Source organism: Chryseobacterium sp. T16E-39, from assembly GCF_002216065.1.
Classification (GTDB): domain Bacteria; phylum Bacteroidota; class Bacteroidia; order Flavobacteriales; family Weeksellaceae; genus Chryseobacterium.
This window is the reverse complement of record NZ_CP022282.1, coordinates 1,540,659-1,562,923: the sequence shown is the minus strand read 5'-3', so window position 1 is coordinate 1,562,923 and position 22,265 is coordinate 1,540,659. Positions and strand designations below refer to the sequence as shown.

Genomic DNA, 22,265 nt, shown 5'->3' with positions numbered 1-22,265 from the left:
TGTAGTAAATATGATGTAAAACTAAATGAAATACGGATAGAATTAAACTTAATCATACCCTTAAAACCAAATTATTCCTATGGAAAAATTACACGAACACACGCACGGCTGCACACATTGTGCTTGCAACAATCCAGTTTTAAAGATTGTTAAAGAAGAACTTTTCAGTCCTGAAAATCTTGGAAAAATGAAACCTTATCCCCAAAAAATGAATATTCAGAAGCCGAAACCTCTGATGATCAGTGGTGGGATTATTCGTCCCATGATCGGCGGATCTACGGATACCGTTAAAGCTATTGGGATTGCTGATGGAAAAGTTGTGATGACCGGTGAGGTAAAAGACGTAGAGGAATATATGCATCAGCATTATCCTGAACATGATAGAAAAGAATTAAAAGAAACGGATACATTGCTCCCTGGCCTTATCGAACCCCATGTTCATATGGTTCCCACAGCTATGATGTCCGACTGGCTGGATGTAAGCCCTTTTAACGGACAGGATTTACAGCCTCTATATGATCTGACCTCTGTGGGAGCAATTATCAACAAAAATGTTCACGATATTCCCGGGTATGTTATCCTGGGAAGAGGTTTGGATCCCTCCCTTATGCCTTTTGTCGTAAAAGCAGATGGTACAAAAGAGTTGCAGACTATTGATAATACAGTGCTGGATACTCTTAATAACGAAAAGCCCATCATGCTGTTGAGTGCTTCCATGCATACTCTTTATCTTAATACCAAAGCTTTAGAGCACGTATACAATCATAGTGATACTGTACAGAAACAATATGATTCAGCTGACGATTATATCAGGAAAACCAAGGGGCAGCTACAGGAGAGCCCTGAAATGACGCCAGCACTGAAAGTCGTAATGGTACAGATTCTTGCCATGAGTATCCATATTAATAAATATCTCACTGAGCTTTTTCAGCTGGCTAATTCAAGAGGGGTCACTTTTATGTATGATGCCGGGCTGAATAAAGGTTTCGATACATTATTGAAACTGTATGCTGATACGCATCCGGAATTGGTAAGAACGGGCGGAGCTTTTATTTGTTCCAGTCAGGCAGATGCTGATAAACTTGATAATTATACAGAGCCCGATAAATACAAGCCTGTTTATTATGGACATGTTAAGGTCGTTTCTGATGGTTCTAATCAGGGACTGACAGGTTATCAAAGTGCTCCTTATTTGTGCGATCCTGTTAATAATACAGGGATATTTAATTTCCCGCAGGCGGGTATTCCTGCACATACGATTCCACCGAGCTATAATACGCTGGTTAATACTGTGGTGGCTGGAAAAGGTTGGCCGTTAATGATTCATGCCAATGGCGATCAGGCCGTAACATTTGCCATTAATGCCTATCAGCGTACCCTTGCTCAATACAGAGGCCCAGAACTACGTAACCGTATAGAACACTGCTCCCTTCTGACAGCAGATCAGATTACCAATATGCTGCAAATGGGTGTTTCACCAAGCTTCCTGATCGGACACGTGGGATACTGGGGATATGCTTTTAAAAAAGTAATATTCGGTGAAAAAGCGAAAATGCTGGATTTATGCGGTTCAAGTCTTGCAGCCGGTATGAGGATTACCCTTCACAGCGACAATGAAGTAAGTCCTCTGGGACCTTTGAGAATGATGGAGCAATCCGTTACCAGAATAATGGAAAAGAAAACCACAAGTATTGAAGTTTTAAACAGTGCAGAATGTCTTACTCCCGAGCAGGCTTTGATTGCTGTTACCTATGATGCTGCATGGCAGTGTTATGCAGATAAATGGGTAGGTTCATTAGATGATGGCTACTTTGCTGATTTCGTTATTTTGGGGCAGGATCCTCTTTCATTAACTACTCAATCCGAACAATACATGAAGATGCGAAATATTCCGGTATTGGAAACATGGGTGGGTGGCGTACCTGTTTATGTAAATGATCAGACAACTAAGGCCGTAACTGAAAAAGATATGCTTTTTTCAAATAACTCTTAACTCATCGAGAAAAGACTTCAATAATTACGAAGTAAATATGAATCAGAGCAGATCATTTCTGCTCTGATTTTTTTTAAGCTTACTAATACTGTAGATGTACATAAGAATGAGTGGTAGGATTCAAAAAAAATGCCTGCGAGTAAAAGTAGCAGATGCCAACAGTTATCTATTAAAATAATTTCGACAGGATTTAAACCGGTAACCTTTTTAAAGATTTACAGAAATTATCCCTCTCTGATCGATCATACTTGGATTCTAGTATAAAACTCTGGTAAGAACCTGATCTTTTCGATTCGACAAAGTACCCTGTACTTCAATGATATTTATTCCAAAATCCTCAATCCAATCGAGAAGTAAATCGTTAACCTGTTGTCTGAGTTTTGGCAAGTCCGTCTGATAATCGGATATCAGATCAGGCTCTTCGATAGGCACGAAAACAAAAAGATCAATTTCAGCAATTAAGCTTTGAGCTTTTTTAAAGAGAAGCTGAATATTTCGATTTGGATCAAGAACATGAAGATAAGCTAAGATATCAATAACGCATCTGTCGAATATGACATCATCTCCGCTTTTGGAGATCAGCTTGACTGAATAATTAAATTGCTCAATGAAATCATCAGGATTAATGTCTTCAGAAAATTCATAACCTGAAGACTCCATCTGATAGTAGGGTTCTATTTCAAATGTATATCCCGGGAGGTTTTCCAGAAGCTCTTCTGCCAATGTGGTTTTACCAACTTTGTGGGCTCCGAATATTGCAATTCTCATATTTCAGTTTAATTTGTGATCTTACCGGGATTAGCTCGATCTAGGATTTTCCTAAACAGTACTTAGTTTCCACGGAATTAAATCTTGAATCCCTGATATTGATAAAATAAGAAAAGCTAATCATATGATTAGCTTTTCTTTGTGACCTCGACAGGATTCAAACCTGTAACCTTCTGAGCCGTAATCAGATGCGCTATTCAGTTGCGCCACGAGGCCATTGTTTCCTTGTTGATTAAGGGTTTGCAAATATAGCACTTTTTTCTTTTCTTTGAAATATGAAACTAAGAATTTTACTACTATTTGCGTTTTGTACTCTAATCTCCTGTAAAAGAGAACAAAAAAAATCGTCTAATGACTGGACACAAATCTCAAAAAGGCTGCAATACCAGGATGAAGCTAATGGTTTGCATGTGAAATCGGGAAATTATACCTATAATTTTAAACCAAATCAGATTCCTTTTAAGAAAGTAGTGCTGTTAAATGCAAGTTTAATGGGATATGTATCAGCATTGCATGCGGAAGATTTAGTAATTGGAGTTTCAAGTCCTGAATATATTTATTCAGAAAAAGTGCAAAATCTTATTAAAGAAGGGAAAATTCAGAATATTGGAAGTGAACAAAAATATGATGTGGAAAAGATAATTTCCCTGAAGCCTGATGCGATTTTTACCAATTATATTGCAAGCTTTGAAAATACCTACCAGCTCCTGAAAAATAATGGGATACAGGTTGTTTTTTTTGACGAATACCTCGAACAGGATCCGCTTGAAAAAACAGCTTATTTAAAGGTTTTTGGAAAATTTTTCGGAAAAGATAAAGAAGCAGCAACTCAATATAAGGAAATTGAAAAAAATTATAATGAACTGAAGCAACTTGCATTAAAAGGTAAAGAAAAACCACTTGTCTTAACGAATGAAATGTATGGTGATGTCTGGTATTTATCTGGAGGGAAGACATTTGTGGCTCATTATCTTTCGGATGCTAATGCTGAATATATTTTGAAAAACAATAATGATGAAAAGGCAGTTAGTATGACTTTCGAGGAAGTTTTCGCAAAGTCAGATAAAGTTCAGTACTGGGTAAATGCCGGAAATCATACCTCAAAAAAAGAGATGCTGAACATGAATCCCTTCTATGGTAAACTAGGAGTATTTACAAAAGGCAAGATCTACAGTATTTCAGGAAGAGAAAAACAGAAAGCCAATGATTTTTTCGAAAGTGGTGTGGTGAGAGCAGACTGGGTTCTTAAAGACTATATTAAGATTTTTCACCCTGAGCTTCTTCCTAATTATGAGTTGGTATACATGAAAGAGTTACAATAACTCAGAGGATTTGTTTATTTTTGTATTGCTTTTTTAATAGGTATGTGGAAAAAAATAAAACAACTGCTTTTTATCATTCTGATTTTGAATGTAGTTTTCATTATATGGGGTCGATTTTTCAATCCACCGATAACGATTACTCAGATAGGGGGGCTTTTTGAATATGGAAAATTACAGCGGGACTACATTTCTTATGATGAAATGGGAAACAATGTAAAGAAAGCAGTTATTGCTTCTGAAGATCAGAAATTCTTTACCCATAATGGTTTTGATTATGTTGCCATTGAAAAGGCAATGAAAAACAATGAAAAAGGAAGAAAAGTAAGAGGCGGAAGTACAATTTCTCAACAAACGGCGAAGAATATTTTTCTTTGGCAGGGGAGAAGTTGGATAAGAAAAGGCCTGGAAGCGGTTTATACCTTTATTATAGAGAAAGTATGGGGTAAAGATATTATTTTAGAGCGGTATCTTAATTCCATAGAAATGGGTAGAGGTGTGTTTGGAATAGAAGCTGCATCTGAGTATTATTTTGGTAAATCTTCAAAAGATCTTACCAGTTCTGAAGCCGCATGGATAGCTGCTGTTTTACCTAATCCTAAAGAATACGATCCTAAAAATCCATCCGCTTATCTGAACAGGAAACACAACTGGATTTTAAGACAAATGAGAAATGTGAGTTTGAAATAGTATCTTTGTACTAATGAAATTCTTTAATTCCAGCACAAATTTTGAATCTGTACTTAAAAAATATTTTTCTTTTAAGAACGAAACTCTTTCTTTAGAACCGTTTGCGGAGTTTTTAGAAAGTATCAAAAGATCTGATTTTACAGATGTACTCAATTTCCTAAGAACAAATCCGGACTTTGCAGTAAATTTTAAACATTATATTCACAATATTTTTGAGGGAAGGCCATTTAACCTGTCATTGACAGAAGCTAATATTCTTTCTGAAAATGCATTTTTTCCTGAATTAAAAAAAAGAATTCTGAATAAGATCTTACCGCCTGTAGAAAAGGAAAAAACTGTGTGGTATCTGATCGACAACATCAGCTTGCGACCTAAAAAAGATCTTGAATATCTTCATAACCTTCCTGAAAATGAAGTGAATGAGTTCCTTATGATGCTCGGTGTTTCAGATTTTATTACAAAAAATAACGTTAAAAAGGAACTTATTTTTTCTATGAACATACTTTCCTGGCGTGTAACCGGAATGGCTCTGGAAGTAGAAGTGGTAAGAATGGCACCGGAATATAGAAACTTCGACAATCCATTTCTCGCGCTGCAGAAAGAATTGGAAGGGCTCGCTGATGAGCTGGAAGCTAATCCTGATCTTCAGTTGCACTCCAAAGACAGTCGATATAAGCAGATTAAAATTTACAGCCAGCAATGTCTCGAATTTGTTAATATTGCTTTTAAAAATTCTTCTAAATATGGGATCTCTGGAAAGATCAACCAGTCCCTTCTTAAAATTCGTCAACAGATCGAAAGAATCTATGAGATTGTCAAGCTTTTGGTGATCAATAATGAAGAGGATGTAATTATTAAATCAAAGCAGCTGGTATTTAATATTATTCGTTATAAATCCCATAAAAATAATATTGCTGAACTTATTAATGACAGTTCCCGGTTAATCTCCCATTTAATTACCAATCATACGGCGGAAGCCGGATCACATTATATTACTTCTACCCGGAAAGAATATATGAAAATGTTTTACAAAGCAAGTGGGGGAGGAATTATTGTAGGTGCGCTCTGTGTTTTGAAAATGCTCTATGGATATATTCCGGGGAGTGATTTTTCCCATGCATTTTTATATTCGATGAACTATGCAATGGGCTTTATTATGATCTATCTGATGGGGTTTACTTTAGCAACAAAGCAGCCTGCAATGACTGCGGCTACGATGACAAAAGTATTGTCAGAAGAGGGAAACAGCAAAGGAAATAATATTGAATTTGCCCATCTTGTATCTAAATTATTTAGGAGCCAGTTCATTGCGTTTGTGGGAAATGTAGCATTGTCATTTCCAATTGCTTTGGCAATTATTTATGGCTTGGATGTGTTTTTCTCTCAAAATCTAGCTGTTGACCGATCTGATAAATTACTGAAAGACTTGGATCCATTTCAATCGAAAGCTATTTTACATGCAAGTATAGCAGGTTTTTATCTTTTTATTTCGGGAATAATCTCAGGCAATATTGGGAATAACTCTGTTTTCTATCAAATACCGGAGCGTATTGCAAAAAATATTTCTATTCGAAAATTATTCGGAGCTAAATTTGCGAAAAGCCTTTCTAAATATTATGCGAAGAACTGGCCAGGGATAGTATCTAATTTCTGGTTTGGGGTTTTCCTCGGAGCGACTGCTCCGGTAGGTTTGTTTTTTGGATTGGATCTGGATATTCGTCACATTACTTTTGCCGCTGGGAACTTCGCGATAGGATTGTACGGGAAAGATTTTTCAGTAGATTCCTATACTTTTTGGATCTCCTTTTTTACCGTGTTCCTCATTGGATTCTTCAACTTCCTGGTAAGCTTTGGACTGTCAATGTTTTTAGCATTTCGATCCCGAAAACTGAATTTTGGACAGGTAAGTGAAATTTATAAAGAGATATTTAGATATTTTCTCAGTCACCCTTTCAAATTTTTCTTTCCTTTAAGTTCCAGACTAGATAAAAAGGCAAATGACCTGATGAGTAATACAATCTCTACAAAATCTGAAGATCATTAAATTGCTTGGATTGTTAAAAGCCAATCTATCGTGTCTAACTCAATTTTCATAGAAATAGATTGTAAAGTCTAACCGGTGAGATTAGACTCTACAATTTAATGATGTACAATTGCTCATACATTTCTTTTATTCCCTTTTTAGATTACAAAAACACCTCTCAGTTTATCTCTGTCTATCTGGATGATATCGCCATTTTTAATTTTATGCTTCTTCAGGAGATGTCTTTCCTGAACCAAAATCGCTTTTGCTGTAATTAATTTATTTAACTGACTGGCTGATAGCTGTAAACATATTCTGATCAGAGTCGATAATTTAAGGCTAAAATCAAAAGGATACTTAATTTTAAATAAGACCGTCGTATGATTCGAATTTAAAATATCATCTATCGAAATGGCTGTATGTTGAATGTCATATTCGATCGTATCCAAGTCCATTTCAATATTATTTTTTCGCATGATTTCATAGGAAAATGCATATCCGCGTGCTATTTCTTTGTTATTTCCCGAAAGTTTATCAAATAAATCCGGGCTAATTGATTCAGTTCTTATTCTTGAAAACAGGCTGAGATTATAGGTATTGTCACATTTTACACATCTGTAAATTAACCATACATCAATATTCTTTTTTTGAGCATTCATCCTGAATTTTTCACTGCAATAATATCTGTTACTGTCACAATGATTGCATTTTCTTTTTAAAAGAGGAGTGTTTTTAACTTGTACTTCCCATATATGTTCTTGTCTCATTAATTTATAATGGTGCTTAATATTCTTGTTAAGTTTTTTAGAATTATCCGCTGTATTACAGTTTTTGATTGATAAACAATCAAAAATTGAAATAAGAGATGGGTTGCTTAAAAGCAACGCAACGAATAATATGTTTAAATGGAAAACCTGTTTAGGTAGAGTTACCCAAACAAAAGAATTATCAGCCTGTGGTTGTTAAGGCTAATAGTAAGCTACTATAAATTTAAGAGTGGTTCTCAAAATGTAGTTGGTTTATTTTTAGAGGATAAAAGTAAACAATTTTGAATAGAAATCAGAAAAAGAATATAGGCTTATGCTATGCTAATTTTTCGATAGATGAGCTATCAATATTCAAAATAATAAAACCTTATTAATTCAGATTTCTTATATTATTTGAAGATCATTAAATTTATCATCTCCAAATTTATCCTGAAATTTTTTAAGATAGAAAGTTCTCCGCATTTTAAAATCATTCTTTAATAACGGAGAATCAATTTTAATGATAATGCATTGATCCTGTATCCCTACACTTCTTATTTCATTGAAAAGGCTTTCATCAAGATAGTCTTCAAGGAAATCTTTAATTTCAAATGCGATTAATTTATGCTCAAAACCATGGATTCTGGCAAAGGATTTGACAAGGTCGGAAGACTGGAATTCTCTTTTTTTTCTTTTCATGAGAGGGGTTGTGGGGTTCGGGGTTCGAGTTTTCGTAGTGTGATAGTATGAGTTAAATGTTCATATTGTTAGGGTTAATTTATGGTTTGCTTTCATTCCAGTTTTCTTTAACCCATTTTTTATAGTTATTAATTTTTCCACCTAATGTATTATATTCTGATTTTAGTGTTTCAAATTCTAACGCAAATTCAGGATAGAGTATTGTAATTTTTTCTAAATGATTTATGGTTTCATCATTAATTGCATGGCTGAAAACTAAAAACCGGATATAGTCATTTTTATAACAGGATCTACCATAACCTTCTACAATATTTGTTATGACCGAATCAGAAGATCTTCTCAGTTGGCTTCCCAATTCATAAAGTTCATGTTTAGGTAAGAGAAGTGAGGCTTTATGTGTTTTTAGGAACAAATCAAAAGCAATCTTGTAAATATCTAAATTTCTGTAACTCATAATTTTCACCCATTTGTGTTTATTTTATATCCTTCGCACCTCGTATCTTACCTCGCATCACGAAACTCGTATCTCATATCAAATCTCAAAAATTATGCTTTCCTCATTGATTTTCTTTACCACATTTTCTGTTCGTTCTCTGTGTGTATCCGTAATGAAAATCTGTCCAAAATTCTCCTGATTCACCAACTCAATAAGTTGTGCTACACGATGGTCATCTAATTTGTCAAAGATGTCATCTAAGAGGAGAATAGGAGTTTTTCCTGTTAATTCTTTTACAAGACTCATTTGGGCAAGTTTTAATGAAATCAGAAAAGATTTTTGTTGTCCTTGGGATCCTATCTTCTTGATCAGGACAGAATCCATTTCAAAAAGCAGATCATCTTTATGAATTCCTTTTGATGTGTAGGTTAGCATTCTGTCTCTTTCAATGCTTTCTTTTAATAAATTTTCAAAAGAATTTTCTATCAGATGGGATTCGTAAATTACAGAAACAGCTTCTTTTGCACCAGAGATGATCTGATAAAAGTTTTGTATAATTGGATTAAGCTGAGAAACAAATTCTTGTCTTTTTTCAAATATCTTGGTTCCGAATGTTGTAATCGGATCATCATAGATTTCTAGAGAATCTTTTTCAAAAACCCTGTTTTTAGCAAAATACTTTAATAAGGCATTTCTTTGCTGAATGATTTTCTGGTACTGGATAAGATCGAAAAGATATCCCGAATCTGTCTGGCAGATCATTGAATCCAAAAACTTTCTACGACTCTCCCCCGAATCTGAGATGAGGTTAGAATCATATGGAGAAATCATTACACTTGGAAGATATCCAATATGATCAGACATCCGGTCATAGCTTTTGTCATTCTTTTTAATGATCTTTTTGGCCTCTTTAGGTTGGGATATTTTTAAAGTATCTTCACTCTCGTCATTCTGAACTTCCGCATCAATTGTGAAAAAGTCTTCTTCTTTTTTAATATTATTAAGATCAGTATTCCCTAAAAAACTCTTTCCTACGGATAAATAATGCAAAGCATCAAGAATATTGGTTTTTCCAACGCCATTATTGCCTACAAAACAGTTGATTTGCGGGGAGAATTCAAATTTTTTCTCAGCATGGTTTTTAAAATTGTACAGAGAAAGTTTCTTAATAATCATTTGTCAAAAATACTTCATTATTCCTAAAAATAAAAAGGGAAGTGCAGAACAAGTTTCGACTCCGAAAGAAAAGTAAGCGTCATCTCTTTTGTTTTCAGAATAGTAGATGAGAATATAAGTGACAATAGTTGTCAGAAAAAAAGAAACAGCATATTGCTGATCGAGATATAGAGAAGCTAAAACAGTACTTATAAAAACCAGCACATAAGCTATATTTTTGGTGTTCTGAACTCCAATGATCTGCGGAAAGGTCTTTACAGTATCACTTTTCATATCCCTGATGTCAAAAGGCAGTACCAAAGCTGTAATAAAAAAGAAGCTGATCAGGAAAATGGGAAAGCTGAATTTCGGTAAAGTAAGCCAGCAGTTAACCAGCGCCCAGACAAGTCCCACATAAAAAACCTTCAATAATGGGATTTTTCTTATATAAACATCCAGAAAAAAACTATTGTATAATAATCCCAGAACAACAATTACAAACCATTTTAATAATCTTATTTCATTATGATTATGGATGATAAGAAATGCACAGATTATTCCTGCTATAGCGTTTACTATTAATATTTTAAAGAAATATTTAGTGTATTGATACTTTGTGTAAAGATAACCTCCAAAATAGGTGATAAAAATTAAGAAAAAGGTTGGAAAACGGAATGTGTTTTGCTCTCTCATGAAAAATACTGCAAAAAGAGTTCCCATTATGGAGACATATATTTGACTGTCTATAACATATTTTTTCAGTATTTTTAAGAAATTCATCTATCAAAAATAACATTTATGAAAAGATTTTCCAAGGTTTTTATGCTTTTGCTTTTAATGCTGAATTTTTCAGCAGTTTTTGCACAGAAATACTACGATGATCAGTGGAAAAAAATTGCTGATAACAGTCAAAAAGGAGCTTATAAATCAAATCTTCCCATTGTTTTAGACATACAAAAACAAGCTATGAAAGAAAATAATACGCTGCAGTTGATCCGTTCCCTCAAAGCAGAGTTCAGTATTGTAAATCAAACAACTGACGATGATCAGAACAATTCTGCTTCAAAATTCTTTGGTAAACTACAGGATACACAAAAGCAGTTGAAGGGCGAAGAAAAAATCGTCTATGATGTTCTGTTAAGTGGTTTCTTTTTGGATTATTATAACCAGCACTCATGGGAGATCAATGGCAGAACCAATCTGAACTCACAGGATGTTTCACAAATTGAAACATGGAGTAAGCTGGATTTTAAAAATTATCTCAATAAAAACTTCAAGGACCTCGATCAGCAAAAACAGGAAATGAAGAAGATTACATTGGAAAAATATAAAAGTGCTTTTTCCAATACAAAGGATATTGCTTACTTTCCTACTTTATGGGATTGGTATTCTTTAAAGAAAATAAATTTCTTATCTGAAAATGGACTTTTTACAAAAAATGAACTTGTAGAAAACAAAGTTCAGATCAATACAATTTTTGATGAATTAATTGCTCAGAATACAGGAAATGCTAAATTGTATTTTATGCATCAGAAGCTTTCTGAAAACTGCAACTCGAATCAGTGTAAGGATAAACTTGCCCAGTTGCAGAATCTTTTAAAATCCAATACAGAAGGAGATTATAAAGTACTGATCATGGAAGAGGTTATGAACGAATACCTTGCTAAAAAACAATCAAAAGAAGCTTTAGCAGTTGCTGTTCAGGCCAAGAGCCAATATCCAAAATCTCCGTTTCTTGAAAATATAAAGAATAAGGAAGAACAGATTATCAATCCGAATCTTAATATTAAATATGAAGAACAGACTCAGGCTAACCTTCCCATTCACTTTGTAGCTGAACATAAAAATGTTTCTGAATTTTCAATAAACATCTATGAGGTAAAAGACGATTTTACTTCACTGATGCAACATATCAGAAATTCTTATGGAAATACATTTGGTAAATTAAAGAAAAACCTGATCAGAAAGGAGACCTATCAGCTTCCTGATTTTAAAGATTATCAGCTTCATAAAACTTCTCTTGAAATACAACCTTTACCTTCAGGAATTTATGTGGCAGAATATACTGTTGCAGGTGCTGAGAAAGCTACTGATGACAGGCAAAATTTCTACTTCTTAGTGTCAAACAATAAAGTAATTTATCAATCCAAAACAGACAGAAATCAACTTTCAAATGAATTGAAATTGGTTAACAGTGAAAATGGAAAACCTGTTGTAAATGAGAATATTTCGTTTTATGAATTTGTAGCCAATAAAACTTTAAATAAAGTTGATGGTAAAACCAGCGATAAGGGAGTTTTCAAATTTCCGGCAACAACGAATAAAGAATATTACAGAACTTTTTTAATTCAACAGCCTAAGACCAACGATTATCAGATCATGCAGGTTTATGGTAATGATGGTTATTCTGACTATAACCCTAATAAACAGGCTCGCACAAAAGCTCAGATCTTTACAGATAGAGCAATTTACAGACCTGGACAAACAGTCTATTTTAAAGTAATCAATACTAAAATTGATAAAGAAATAGAAGGAGTTGCTTCCGGTTTGAAGCAAAAGATCACATTGGTGGATGCGAATGGTCAGGAGGTTTCTGTACAGAATTTCACCACGAATGAATTCGGATCTTACCATGGAAGTTTTATTTTACCAAAAGGAAAACTAAATGGTGTATTTTATCTGAATACAGATGGCAATACACAGGGATATAAAGATATTCGGGTAGAAGAATATAAGAGACCAAAGTTCGAGGTGACTTTCGATCCGGTAAAAGAAGAATATAAATATGGTCAGACGATAGAACTGAAAGGAAAAGCAGCCATGTTTTCAGGAGTTGCTCTAAGCAATACCACAGTAAGCTATGAAATTAAAAAACACAATATCCGTTGGAGATACTTTTGGTGGTATCCACAAGGGGATGATAATGAAAACTCGATATTAGGAGAAGCAAAAACAAATGAAAAAGGAGAATTTGTCATTCGTCTGGATCTTAAAAAAGATGAGAAATTAGAAGGCATCCAGATTGATAATTATGAGATCAATGCCTCTGTGACAGATATTAATGGGGAAACACAGACGGCCAATACACAACTGAAAGTAGCATCAGTATCCCATTATATTAAGGCAGATGAAATCAAAAATGCTTTTGCTGATGAAAACGTAAAGGTAAAAGTAGAAACGAAAAACTATAACGAACAGAATCTTAAAAAATCATATCAGGTTAAATTATCTAAACTGGATTCTCCTGACAGGATTTTCAGAAGCAACTTCGAGACAGAAGTTCAGAATTTACCAAAATTAAGTAAAGAGGAATTCATTAAAAAATTCCCACATGACCTGTTTGATAAAAACGATGAATTAAAGAATTGGAAGGTTGGAAAAGTAGTTTTCACTAAAACTCAGGAAGCTTCAAATGTCCCGGCACAATTGGCAACCAATCTTGATCTGGGTAAATTGGAAACAGGAGATTACCAATTGGAGCTTTATAATATTGAAGGAAAAGACACCATAAAATCTTTACAGAATTTCAGTGTTTGGGATAAAGCTTCTTTAAAACCCAATCAGAAAACATTCTTAAAAGTTCTGGAACCTAAAAACGAATTCACAAGAGGTGAAAAAGCAAAAATTTATGTGTATTCGGCTATTCCGGATGCTTTGGTGAATGTATTTGTACAGAATGGTTCCGGAAATACCGTTTCCGAAAGCTATAAGCTTAAAAACGGAGTTTTAGAATATACAGTAGATATCCCTAAAGATAAAAGTGTATCTGTTTTAAATGTGCAGTTTCAGGTAGCTGCATTTAATGATGTACAGACTGAATCCGTTAATTTAAAAATAAAAGATTCTGAACAGCCACTGAAAATTGAAACCGTTACATTTAGAGATAAGCTGGAACCTAATTCTAAAGAAAAATGGTCAGTAAAAGTGTCGGGTAACGATAAAGAGAAGATCAATGCTGAAGTATTGGCCAATATGTATGATATGTCTCTCGATCAGTTTGCTGCCAACAGCTTCAATTGGGAGAAATTATATACACCTTATACTATTATTACCTCTTATGATATCAGACAAAATCTGTTACAGAAATATTATCAGAAGAGACTCAAATACATGAATGGAAAATATGTGGATGTACCGGCTTTTGACTGGTTTGATAATTCGCTGTATTATTCTAATGGAGGTCTTCAAAATTTAGAAGGAAGGGCAAGCGGGGTAAGAATTCGTGGAAATATTTCTTATAAAGCGTTGCCGGCTCCTGTTGCTGCCGCAAAACAAGAAGTAATGGCAGATGCTGCAATAGATGTTGTGAATTCTGGAAGACAATTAAGTGAAAGAGAAAAGAAAGAATATACAGATGTTATTGAAAACAAAGAATCTTTGGAAAAAGTTCCTGTTCGTCAAAATCTGAATGAGACTGCATTTTTCTATCCGGATCTGAAAACTGACGCCGAAGGAAACGTTAATTTTGAATTCACTTCTCCGGAAGCATTGACAAAATGGAAACTGATGTTCCTTGCTCATACAAAAGATGCCAGAGCAGCAACGTTAGAAAAAGAAGTGGTTACACAGAAAGAATTTTCAGTAACTCCAAATTATCCGAGATTCTTAAGAGAAGGGGATGAGCTGAATCTTCAGTCAAAACTCTCTAATTTAACTGCTAAGCGATTAAATGGTTCCGCAATTTTACAGATCTTCGATGCGTTCACCAACGAAGATATTTCGTCAAAATTTGGATTGAATTCAAATACTCAGAATTTTGATCTAAATGAAAGTGGAAACTCAGTAGTAACATGGAAAGTAAAAGTTCCCAATAATGTTTCATCGATCATTCTGAAAGTAGTGGCAAAAGCTGGTGCTTATTCCGATGGAGAGCAACAGGCAATTGCTGTTTTACCGAATAGAATGTTGGTGACAGATGCTGTTCCGGTTTTTGTAAAAGAAGGAGAGACTAAAACGTTTGTTTTAGATAATCTTAAAGATGCGACTTCAACAAGTATATCTAATGTTTCAAATACGTTGGAATTGACGACCAACCCGATCTGGGAAATTATGTTTGCACTTCCAAGTCTGAAAAATGATCAGAACAGTTCTGCTGATGTGGTCTTTAATAAATGGTTTGCTGATGTTCTGGCTTCTGAAATATTCAAAGCAAATCCGAAAATGAAAACCATTTTCGAAGAATATCAAAGCAAAGGGTTGTTAACTTCTAATCTTGAGAAAAATCAGGAATTAAAACAATTGTTATTAGAAGAAACGCCTTGGGTATTGGAAAGTAAAAATGAACAGGAACAAATGCAGAAACTGGCATTGCTGTTTGATGTCAATACGATGAAAAACTCGATCAATCAGGATTGGGATGATTTCAAAAAACTGCAAAATCCGGATGGAGGTTTCTCATGGTATTCAGGATATCCAAGCTCTTATGGAGTTTCACTCTATGTTCTTAAAAATTTAGGAAAAATCAACGCATGGTTGAAAGACAATGTAAAGGATTATCAAAGTTCTACACAAAATGAAATGGTTGCTCAATTGGTGCAGTATGTAGATAATGAAATCAATAAATATGCTGACACCAAAGAAAATATCTGGAACAACTGGGCTCTGGATTATTTAGATACCCGAAACTATTGGGAAAAACAATATCCTTTGAAAGGAAAAGGAGCTACTTTGAAATCATTAGTGAAACAAAAAGCAAAAACGGCAAAAATCACTGATTTTACATTCTTTGGACTTCACCGTGCTGCTTTACTGATGAATGATTACGGAATGAAAGATACTTCAGATAAATTAATGAACTATCTTAAAGAAACGTCTACAGATACCAAAACACAAGGAGTATACTGGAAACAGAATCTTAATGACTGGGGCTGGTTCAGCTCAAAAGTAGTGAATCACGCGGGTGCGCTTGAAGCCTTTAATACATTAAAACCGAACGATCAGAAGTTCATTGAAGACATGAAGATCTGGTTAGTGACTCAGAAAGAAGTGAACTCATGGGGAAGTTCAAGAGGGACTTCAGAAGTGATTTTCACCATATTAAATTCAGGGAAATCGTGGACGGGTGCTGAAAGTGATAAAGCGACGATCGTTTGGGGTGGAAAAGAGCTAGCTCCACAAACACAGGCAACAGGATATGTGAAATCAACAGTGAAAACTGATGTGGTGGATAAAAACCTAAGTACTGTTACCATCACAAAACCTGGACCTGGAATTGTTCAGGGTGGATTGTTCTGGCAGTATTATGAAGATCTGGATAAGATAAAATCATCTGAAAATTATATCTCTATTACGAAAGAGCTTTATAAAAAAGTAAAAACAGTAAATGGAGAAGAGCTACAGAAAATCTCTGGAGATACTCCACTGAAAGTAGGGGATAAAGTAACAGTAAGAATGATTTTAAATACCGATCGTGCAATGGAATATATTCATATTAAAGATATGAGAGCTGCCGGATTTGAACCTGTAAATACCTTATCGGGATATCAGTGGAAAAATTCTTTGGGATATTATCAATCTACTAAAGATGCCTCTACAAATTTCTATATTCAATATATGCCAAAAGGTAAATATGTATTTGAATATGATTATGTTGCCAATGCTTCAGGGAAGTTCTCGAATGGGATTACCACAATGCAGAATTACTATGCGCCGCAGATGAATGCTCATACAAAAGGAAGTAGTGTTCAAATTTTGGAATGATTTTTGACTTTAGAGAATCAGTAAAAAATAAATACAAAAAATATGAAATTTTCAAAGACGTTAATCGCAGGATTGATCATGGTGGTAGGAGTAAATGCTTTTGCTCAGAAGAAAGCGGAAAAATTTGAAAAATTAGAGATCGAAATGTTTCCTAAAGCAAAAGACGGATATAAGCAAGTGTATATTCAGCTTCCTGTCGCAAAGAATGAACAGGATCTAAAAGTTGAGTATTTTGTAGGAACCGAAAAAATGCTGGATTGTAATAACTATTCTTTAATGGGGAGTGTGAAATCCCAGGACCTTCAGGGTTGGGGCTACAACTATTATGAAGTGGAATCTAATGGAGAGGCAGTAGGAACTTTAATGGGTTGCATGAATAAAAAAGCCACTAAGAAGTTCATTTATATCAAACCAGAAATCGTAAGATATAACAGCAGACTTCCTTTGGTATTTTACGTACCTAAAGACTTAGAAGTACGTTACAGAGTTTTACGTCCGGATGCTGGAATGAAGAAAGCAGTTCAGAGGTAATTTCAACTTATTTAAATATAAAACTCTCCACATTGTTGGAGAGTTTTTTTGTTTTAATACAGTGTAATCATGAAAAAATAGGTAATAATTCTATAGTATTTGGGGAATAAAGAAAATTATTTTTGTTCTAAACTAAAATTAAACGATTAAAGAGAGAATGCTAATAAAAGCAGATAAACATTGAACAATTTTTAAATTCACGAATTCGTGAGGTTCATTTGTGAAATTGAAGCTTTTTTGCATTATATTTGTTGTAAACATGAACCATGAAAAACAATTTATTGATTTTTGCCCTTGGTTTTTTTGTACTTCCAGCTTTTGGTTGGGCACAGTCAGCGCCAGACTTTAAGGAGCTTTTAGACAGTGCAATGGTTCGGGATTCTGATCTCAAAATGCAGGTCACCCAAAATAAACTCACTGATCTTGACGAACACAAACTGAAAGATATCTTTCTTCCGACTTTGGAATTAAGCGGACAGGTCGGATATCTGAATGCAACCGCACGCCTAACTTCTCCCGAAATCAATCTTCAGCCTTTTATACAGATTCCGGCAGGAAGATATGATAACAATCTGAATATTTCCGGTTTCTCTGGCATCGCGAAGGCAGATGCCAAAATGCTTGTTTATTCAGGGGGAAAAGTAAAGTATCTGAAGAAAGCCATCGAAGAAAAGAAAGTCTCAGAAAATATTCTTCTTGAAAAAACAAGAGATGAGGTTGTAGCCAATGTTTCCAAAGCATATGATCAGTTGGCTTTAATTCATCAGTCTAAAAACGTGTTAGATGAAAGTAAAAAAAGACTGGACATCAACAGAAAGACAGCAGACAAAGCGTTAGGATATGGATTGATTACTCCTTATGACCATAAAAAGATCGAACTTGCCCAGGCAACACTGGATGCCAAGATCGTAGAATATGAAGGTAAAAAAGAATTGCTCCTAACCCAATTGTACATATTAACGGGAATCAACAGAGAACGGCTTCGTTTGATAGATCCGGTCCTGTCCCCGGTAGATATGCTTACTCATGAAAAAGGAATTGAGCAGAGAGCAGAGATCCGCGCATTAGAACATGGAATTGTTGCTGCAGATTATAAAATAAAAGCCGAAAGGACTTGGATGATTCCAAAAGTTCAGCTGATGGCCTCTGCATATTACATCGGATTGTACGGAAGCAGGATCAAAACATCTGAAAATGTAATTCCCGCAATCCCAGCCCTGGGATATGAAGGAGCAAAACTCGATTGGAGACCAACGAATATCAATATACTCCCATTATTTACAGCAGGAGTAGGTTTTAAATGGGAAATTTTTGATGGAAAAGAAGGAAAACATGCAGAAGAGACAGCTCGTATTGGAAAGGAAGTCCTGCAGAATAAAAAAGAAGATGCTTTAAAGAAATTAACCCTGAATCTGGCGAATAACCAAACCAATTATGATATCGCTACCGCACAGATAACGTTGAAGAGCAAAGAAAAAGAATTGGCTAAAAATGCCCTCGTGCAAGCAGAAAAAGAATTCAGGTATGGAATGAGCAAATCATCACAGCTGATAGAAGCCGAAACTGATCTTGAAGTTGTGGAACTGGAATATCAAAATGCTATTTTTAACCAACGCAGAGCAGGGATAGAACTGATGAGATCTACTCAGGAACTGGATATTGCGAAACTGTATTAACCCATTAAAATTAAAATGATGCAAAAAAATATTTCTATACTCTTTGGTTTTCTGGTTTTATTGGGAAGTTGTACTCAAAAAAAAGAAAATCTTAATGATTCAGAAGGAAAAACAAAAAAAGATGTCGTTTCATTTGCCCCAAAGGTAACCGGAAGGATTCTTAAAATATACGTAACGGAAGGACAGACCGTAAAAAAAGGAGATACCCTTGCTTTACTGGATGTTCCCGAAGTTTCGGCTAAAATTGCTCAGGCACAGGGGGCTGTAAGTGCAGCAACGGCACAGGAGCAGATGGCTAAAAATGGAGCGACTGCTGATCAGCTGAGACAGCTTCAGGCAAAGCATAAAGGACTGAAAGAACAATATGATTTTGCTCAGAAATCTTTCAAAAGAGCATCCAATATGTTCCGGGATAGTCTGATGTCACCTCAGGCTTATGATGAGATCTACGCAAAGCTTCAGGGGGCTAAAGCACAATATGATGCTGTGGTAGCAGAATTGGATGACGTAAAAAGAGGGACCCGTTTCGAAAAAGTGGAAATGGCAGCAGGGCAGGCATCTCAGGCAAAAGGAGCTTTGCAGGAAGCCAATGTTGCATATTCGGAACGCTATATTATAGCAACAAATGATATGGAAATTGAAACCATCAGTCTGAATGCAGGTGAGCTGGCGACGGCAGGTTTTGCATTATTTAATGGGTATATTCCCGAGAGTACCTATTTCAGGTTTACCGTTCCTGAAAGTGAAATATCAAAATACAAAAAAGGAGAAACTGTTGCCATGCAGGTAGTTTATAATAAAGAAATGCTTGAGGGAACAATCCTATACATTAAACAGCTGACAAGATATGCGGATATTACAACAGCTTATCCGGATTATCAACTCCAGGATGCAATTTATGAGATCAAAGTAAAACCAAAGGATATGAATAAAGCCAAAAATATTCTGGTCAATGCGAATGTTATCCTAAAATAATCATGAGATATTGCTAATGGGATTGTTTTTCAAATTCCATTACTCTGCTAAAAAACATAGAAAATAAAAAGATGAAAGAGTTTTTCCGCCTTTTAAAGCGTGAGTTTAAAATGTTCATTAAAAACTCCACCTTACGGACCGTATTTTTTGTGGCTCCATTATTCTATGCTACCTTATTAGGGTTCGTTTATAAAAGCGGAAAAGTAGAACATACCCCGGTCATTGTTATTGACAGAGACAATACCCCTTTATCTAACCAGTTGGTTGAAATGTTGCAGGACAACAAAGGGATCAGGGTTCTTAAGTACATTCAGGAACCTCTAAGTATAAAAGATGAGGTCATCAAAAACGAGGCTGCTGCAGTCGTGATCATCCCGTCTAAGTTCGAAGCTGGAATGCTGCAGAAAAAATACCCGGAGGTCAATGTATATATTAATACAGGAAATGTTCTGACAGCTAATTTTGCCACAAAAGCGCTTCAACTTACTATAGGAACCTTTTCGGCCGGAGCATCCATAAAAGCACTTCAAAAGGCCGGAATGCCTGCGACCCGTGCTGCAACCCAATTTGAACCTTTTAAAACCAACTATATAACACTTTTTAATACCACCAGCAATTATCTTATTTTTATGTGGCCGGCAATGTTGGCTGTGGTATTGCAGCAAGTGATCCTTTTGGCGATGGCGGTAAGTTTTGCAGCAGAATTTAAAGGAGGCTCCTTTGTAAAGGAATATTATGGAATGAGAAAATGGGCATTCCCAACGATGCTGATCAAGGTGATTCCCATCTGGATATTTTCTATTTTAATCGTGGGGATGTATTATTTCATGCACATGATTTTCAAAGTTCCTATGCCGCAAGGAATCTTTAACTTCATTATCCTGACTGCCGTTTTTGTAGGATCAGCCTCTTTTTTAGGCGTTTTTATCAGTATTTTAATTCCGGACGCCCTGAAAGCAACTCAGATTCTGATGGTTATTGCTTCTCCAGCATTTATCATCAGTGGATTTACCTGGCCGCTAAATGCCATGCCTGCTTTTGTCCAGTTTATAGCGAATATTATTCCGCTGACACCATTTTTACAGGCCTTCAAAATTTTATTAATACAAAAAGGTTCGGTAGAGCTTACATTTCCCTACCTTAAACACCTGGGAATTCTTGTCCTAATCTATGCTTTTTTAGGATGGGTAGCTTTAAAGATCAAATTGTGGTTAATCTTCAGATATGTAAAACCAGAAGCTCCTCAGGAAAAGGAAGATTTTGAAGAAATAGGATAGGTCGCCCTACATAATTAAATCCTAGATAATTAACCTTTTCCGCTCCATAACCCGGACCTTGCATCTCGCACCTCATATTGATGATCCTACGTCTGAAAGTATAAACCCTCACCTCATTCCAGTGTTTTTACGGTTTTTAAAAAAGGATATAAAATCATCAGAAAAAACTAATATATTTGTTTTCCGAACAATTAAACAAACAATGGAAAACGTATTTGATGCAAAAGTTGCTCAGGATTATATCAATAGAATAAATAATCTTATTGAAGATACCCATGGTATCTGGGGAAAAATGATGGTGGACCAAATGTTGGCCCACTGTAGTGTCTCATATGAGATGGTATATGAACCGGAAAAACATAAAAAACCTGGAGCTATCGCAAAATTTATCCTGAAAAATTTTGTAAAACCTAAAGTAGTCAGTGAAAAAGCCTATCCGCGAGATTCTCCTACAGCACCACAATTTATGGTCGTTGGAAGAAGAGATTTCGAAGAAGAAAAGAAAAGGTTGATAGGATTTATTCAGAAAACACAGCAATTGGGAGCAGAAGCTTTCGATGGAAAAGAATCATTCTCTTTTGGCAAACTGAAATCTCATGAATGGAGCAATATGTTTGCGAAACATTTAAATCACCACTTATCTCAATTTGGAGTATAATTCTGAATTGAAACTGTAATGAAGAATACATGAACCATTCCCACACCGGTTTATAAAATTACCCCTTGCTGATAGTGCGTAAGTGATCTTCAATTAAAACCAAAACAATATGAAAAAACTTTTATTACTCCTCATTCTTATTTCCCAATTTGCTTTTGCTCAGATGCCGAATATTTCAAATGTCTGGCTTAATAACAGTAAAGCATATGCCGGTACTATTGGAAATGAAAAGCAAGCCATAAAACTTAAAATCAATATTTCCGAACAGAACAGGAAGAATGACCAGGAATATTTTGTTTCCGGGTACACGCTTGTCGATAAGAATTATACAAAATTTGAAGGTAATTTAACGATCAGCAAATACAAGGATACCAAGAAGAAAGGAACTGTTTATGGAGAGTATGAATTTGCTGAAGAAAACAAAGGAAAACATTCCGGTCTTTTCAAAGGTAAATTTGTCTATACTTTTAAATGGAACAAAACCAGTGAAAAAATTGAAGGTCAATATATTGAATTCATTGGGAATTGGAAAAGTTATGATGGAACTCTCGATTTCAAAACCCGGATAACCAACCAATAGTATCGATTGTAAGATTTTTAAAGAAAAAATAAAAAAAAGG

Annotated in this window: 17 protein-coding genes and 1 tRNA gene; 11 read left to right on the top strand and 7 right to left on the bottom strand. The window is 35.1% G+C overall.

Translation table 11 applies throughout. The features are described 5' to 3' along the window. Positions 1-79: 79 nt before the first annotated feature. Entirely contained in the window at positions 80-1,993 is a 1,914-nt protein-coding gene (locus CEY12_RS07120) for an amidohydrolase (RefSeq protein WP_089027032.1), read from the top strand. 255 nt (positions 1,994-2,248) lie between these two features. On the opposite strand, the gene CEY12_RS07115 is transcribed toward CEY12_RS07120, so the two are convergent. Both CEY12_RS07115 and CEY12_RS07110 read right to left on the bottom strand, forming a co-directional pair. Next, positions 2,249-2,761, bottom strand: coding sequence for an ATP-binding protein (locus tag CEY12_RS07115; RefSeq protein ID WP_089027031.1), 513 nt, complete (start codon positions 2,759-2,761; stop codon positions 2,249-2,251). Positions 2,762-2,903: 142 nt separating this feature from the next. Beyond that, a tRNA-Arg gene (locus CEY12_RS07110) sits at positions 2,904-2,977 on the bottom strand. A gap of 59 nt (positions 2,978-3,036) precedes the next feature. On the opposite strand from CEY12_RS07110, the gene CEY12_RS07105 reads away from it, so the two are divergent. Genes CEY12_RS07105 through CEY12_RS07095 form a run of 3 tightly spaced genes read left to right on the top strand, consistent with a single transcriptional unit; the run spans position 3,037 to position 6,814 of the window. Further along, the gene (locus CEY12_RS07105; protein ID WP_089027030.1) at positions 3,037-4,083 is read left to right on the top strand and encodes an ABC transporter substrate-binding protein; all 1,047 of its coding nucleotides are present in this window, start codon (positions 3,037-3,039) and stop codon (positions 4,081-4,083) included. 42 nt (positions 4,084-4,125) lie between these two features. Continuing rightward, positions 4,126-4,770, top strand: a complete 645-nt coding sequence (mtgA, locus tag CEY12_RS07100; protein ID WP_089027029.1) for a monofunctional biosynthetic peptidoglycan transglycosylase — start codon at positions 4,126-4,128, stop codon at positions 4,768-4,770. A gap of 13 nt (positions 4,771-4,783) precedes the next feature. Continuing rightward, on the top strand, positions 4,784-6,814 hold the full coding sequence (locus CEY12_RS07095) for a recombinase (protein ID WP_089027028.1): 2,031 nt from the start codon (positions 4,784-4,786) through the stop codon (positions 6,812-6,814). A 137-nt stretch (positions 6,815-6,951) separates the two neighbouring features. Here the strand turns inward: CEY12_RS07095 and CEY12_RS07090 are convergent, their stop codons facing one another. The 5 genes from CEY12_RS07090 to CEY12_RS07070 all read right to left on the bottom strand — a co-directional run bounded on the left by CEY12_RS07090 (position 6,952) and on the right by CEY12_RS07070 (position 10,549). Next, on the bottom strand, positions 6,952-7,560 hold the full coding sequence (locus CEY12_RS07090; protein ID WP_089029812.1) for a DUF1062 domain-containing protein: 609 nt from the start codon (positions 7,558-7,560) through the stop codon (positions 6,952-6,954). Between the two features lie 384 nt (positions 7,561-7,944). Continuing rightward, positions 7,945-8,238 (bottom strand): hypothetical protein, encoded by a 294-nt coding sequence (locus tag CEY12_RS07085; RefSeq protein WP_089027027.1) that lies wholly within the window; start codon positions 8,236-8,238, stop codon positions 7,945-7,947. Positions 8,239-8,317: 79 nt separating this feature from the next. Beyond that, complete coding sequence (locus tag CEY12_RS07080) at positions 8,318-8,692, bottom strand: four helix bundle protein (protein ID WP_089027026.1); 375 nt, start codon at positions 8,690-8,692, stop codon at positions 8,318-8,320. 78 nt (positions 8,693-8,770) lie between these two features. Continuing rightward, entirely contained in the window at positions 8,771-9,850 is a 1,080-nt protein-coding gene (recF, locus tag CEY12_RS07075; RefSeq protein WP_089027025.1) for a DNA replication/repair protein RecF, read from the bottom strand. A 3-nt stretch (positions 9,851-9,853) separates the two neighbouring features. Continuing rightward, the gene (locus tag CEY12_RS07070; RefSeq protein WP_317043953.1) at positions 9,854-10,549 is read right to left on the bottom strand and encodes a hypothetical protein; all 696 of its coding nucleotides are present in this window, start codon (positions 10,547-10,549) and stop codon (positions 9,854-9,856) included. A 78-nt stretch (positions 10,550-10,627) separates the two neighbouring features. Between CEY12_RS07070 and CEY12_RS07065 the strand changes: the two genes are divergently transcribed. The 7 genes from CEY12_RS07065 (at position 10,628) to CEY12_RS07035 (ending at position 22,225) form a co-directional block, all read left to right on the top strand. After that, positions 10,628-16,528, top strand: a complete 5,901-nt coding sequence (locus CEY12_RS07065; protein ID WP_089027023.1) for an alpha-2-macroglobulin family protein — start codon at positions 10,628-10,630, stop codon at positions 16,526-16,528. Positions 16,529-16,570: 42 nt separating this feature from the next. Beyond that, a complete protein-coding gene (locus CEY12_RS07060) occupies positions 16,571-17,059 on the top strand; it encodes an ecotin family protein (protein WP_089027022.1) in 489 nt (162 codons plus the stop codon). Between the two features lie 266 nt (positions 17,060-17,325). Then, positions 17,326-18,735, top strand: coding sequence for a TolC family protein (locus CEY12_RS07055; protein ID WP_089027021.1), 1,410 nt, complete (start codon positions 17,326-17,328; stop codon positions 18,733-18,735). Between the two features lie 18 nt (positions 18,736-18,753). Continuing rightward, the gene (locus tag CEY12_RS07050) at positions 18,754-19,710 is read left to right on the top strand and encodes an HlyD family secretion protein (RefSeq protein ID WP_089027020.1); all 957 of its coding nucleotides are present in this window, start codon (positions 18,754-18,756) and stop codon (positions 19,708-19,710) included. 71 nt (positions 19,711-19,781) lie between these two features. Next, positions 19,782-20,987: an ABC transporter permease gene (locus tag CEY12_RS07045; protein ID WP_089027019.1), complete on the top strand. Its 1,206-nt coding sequence runs from the start codon at positions 19,782-19,784 to the stop codon at positions 20,985-20,987. Between the two features lie 202 nt (positions 20,988-21,189). After that, the gene (locus tag CEY12_RS07040; protein WP_089027018.1) at positions 21,190-21,645 is read left to right on the top strand and encodes a DUF1569 domain-containing protein; all 456 of its coding nucleotides are present in this window, start codon (positions 21,190-21,192) and stop codon (positions 21,643-21,645) included. A 109-nt stretch (positions 21,646-21,754) separates the two neighbouring features. Further along, positions 21,755-22,225 carry a hypothetical protein gene (locus tag CEY12_RS07035; RefSeq protein WP_089027017.1) on the top strand — a complete coding sequence of 157 codons (471 nt, stop codon included), beginning with the start codon at positions 21,755-21,757 and terminating at the stop codon, positions 22,223-22,225. Positions 22,226-22,265 lie beyond the last annotated feature (40 nt).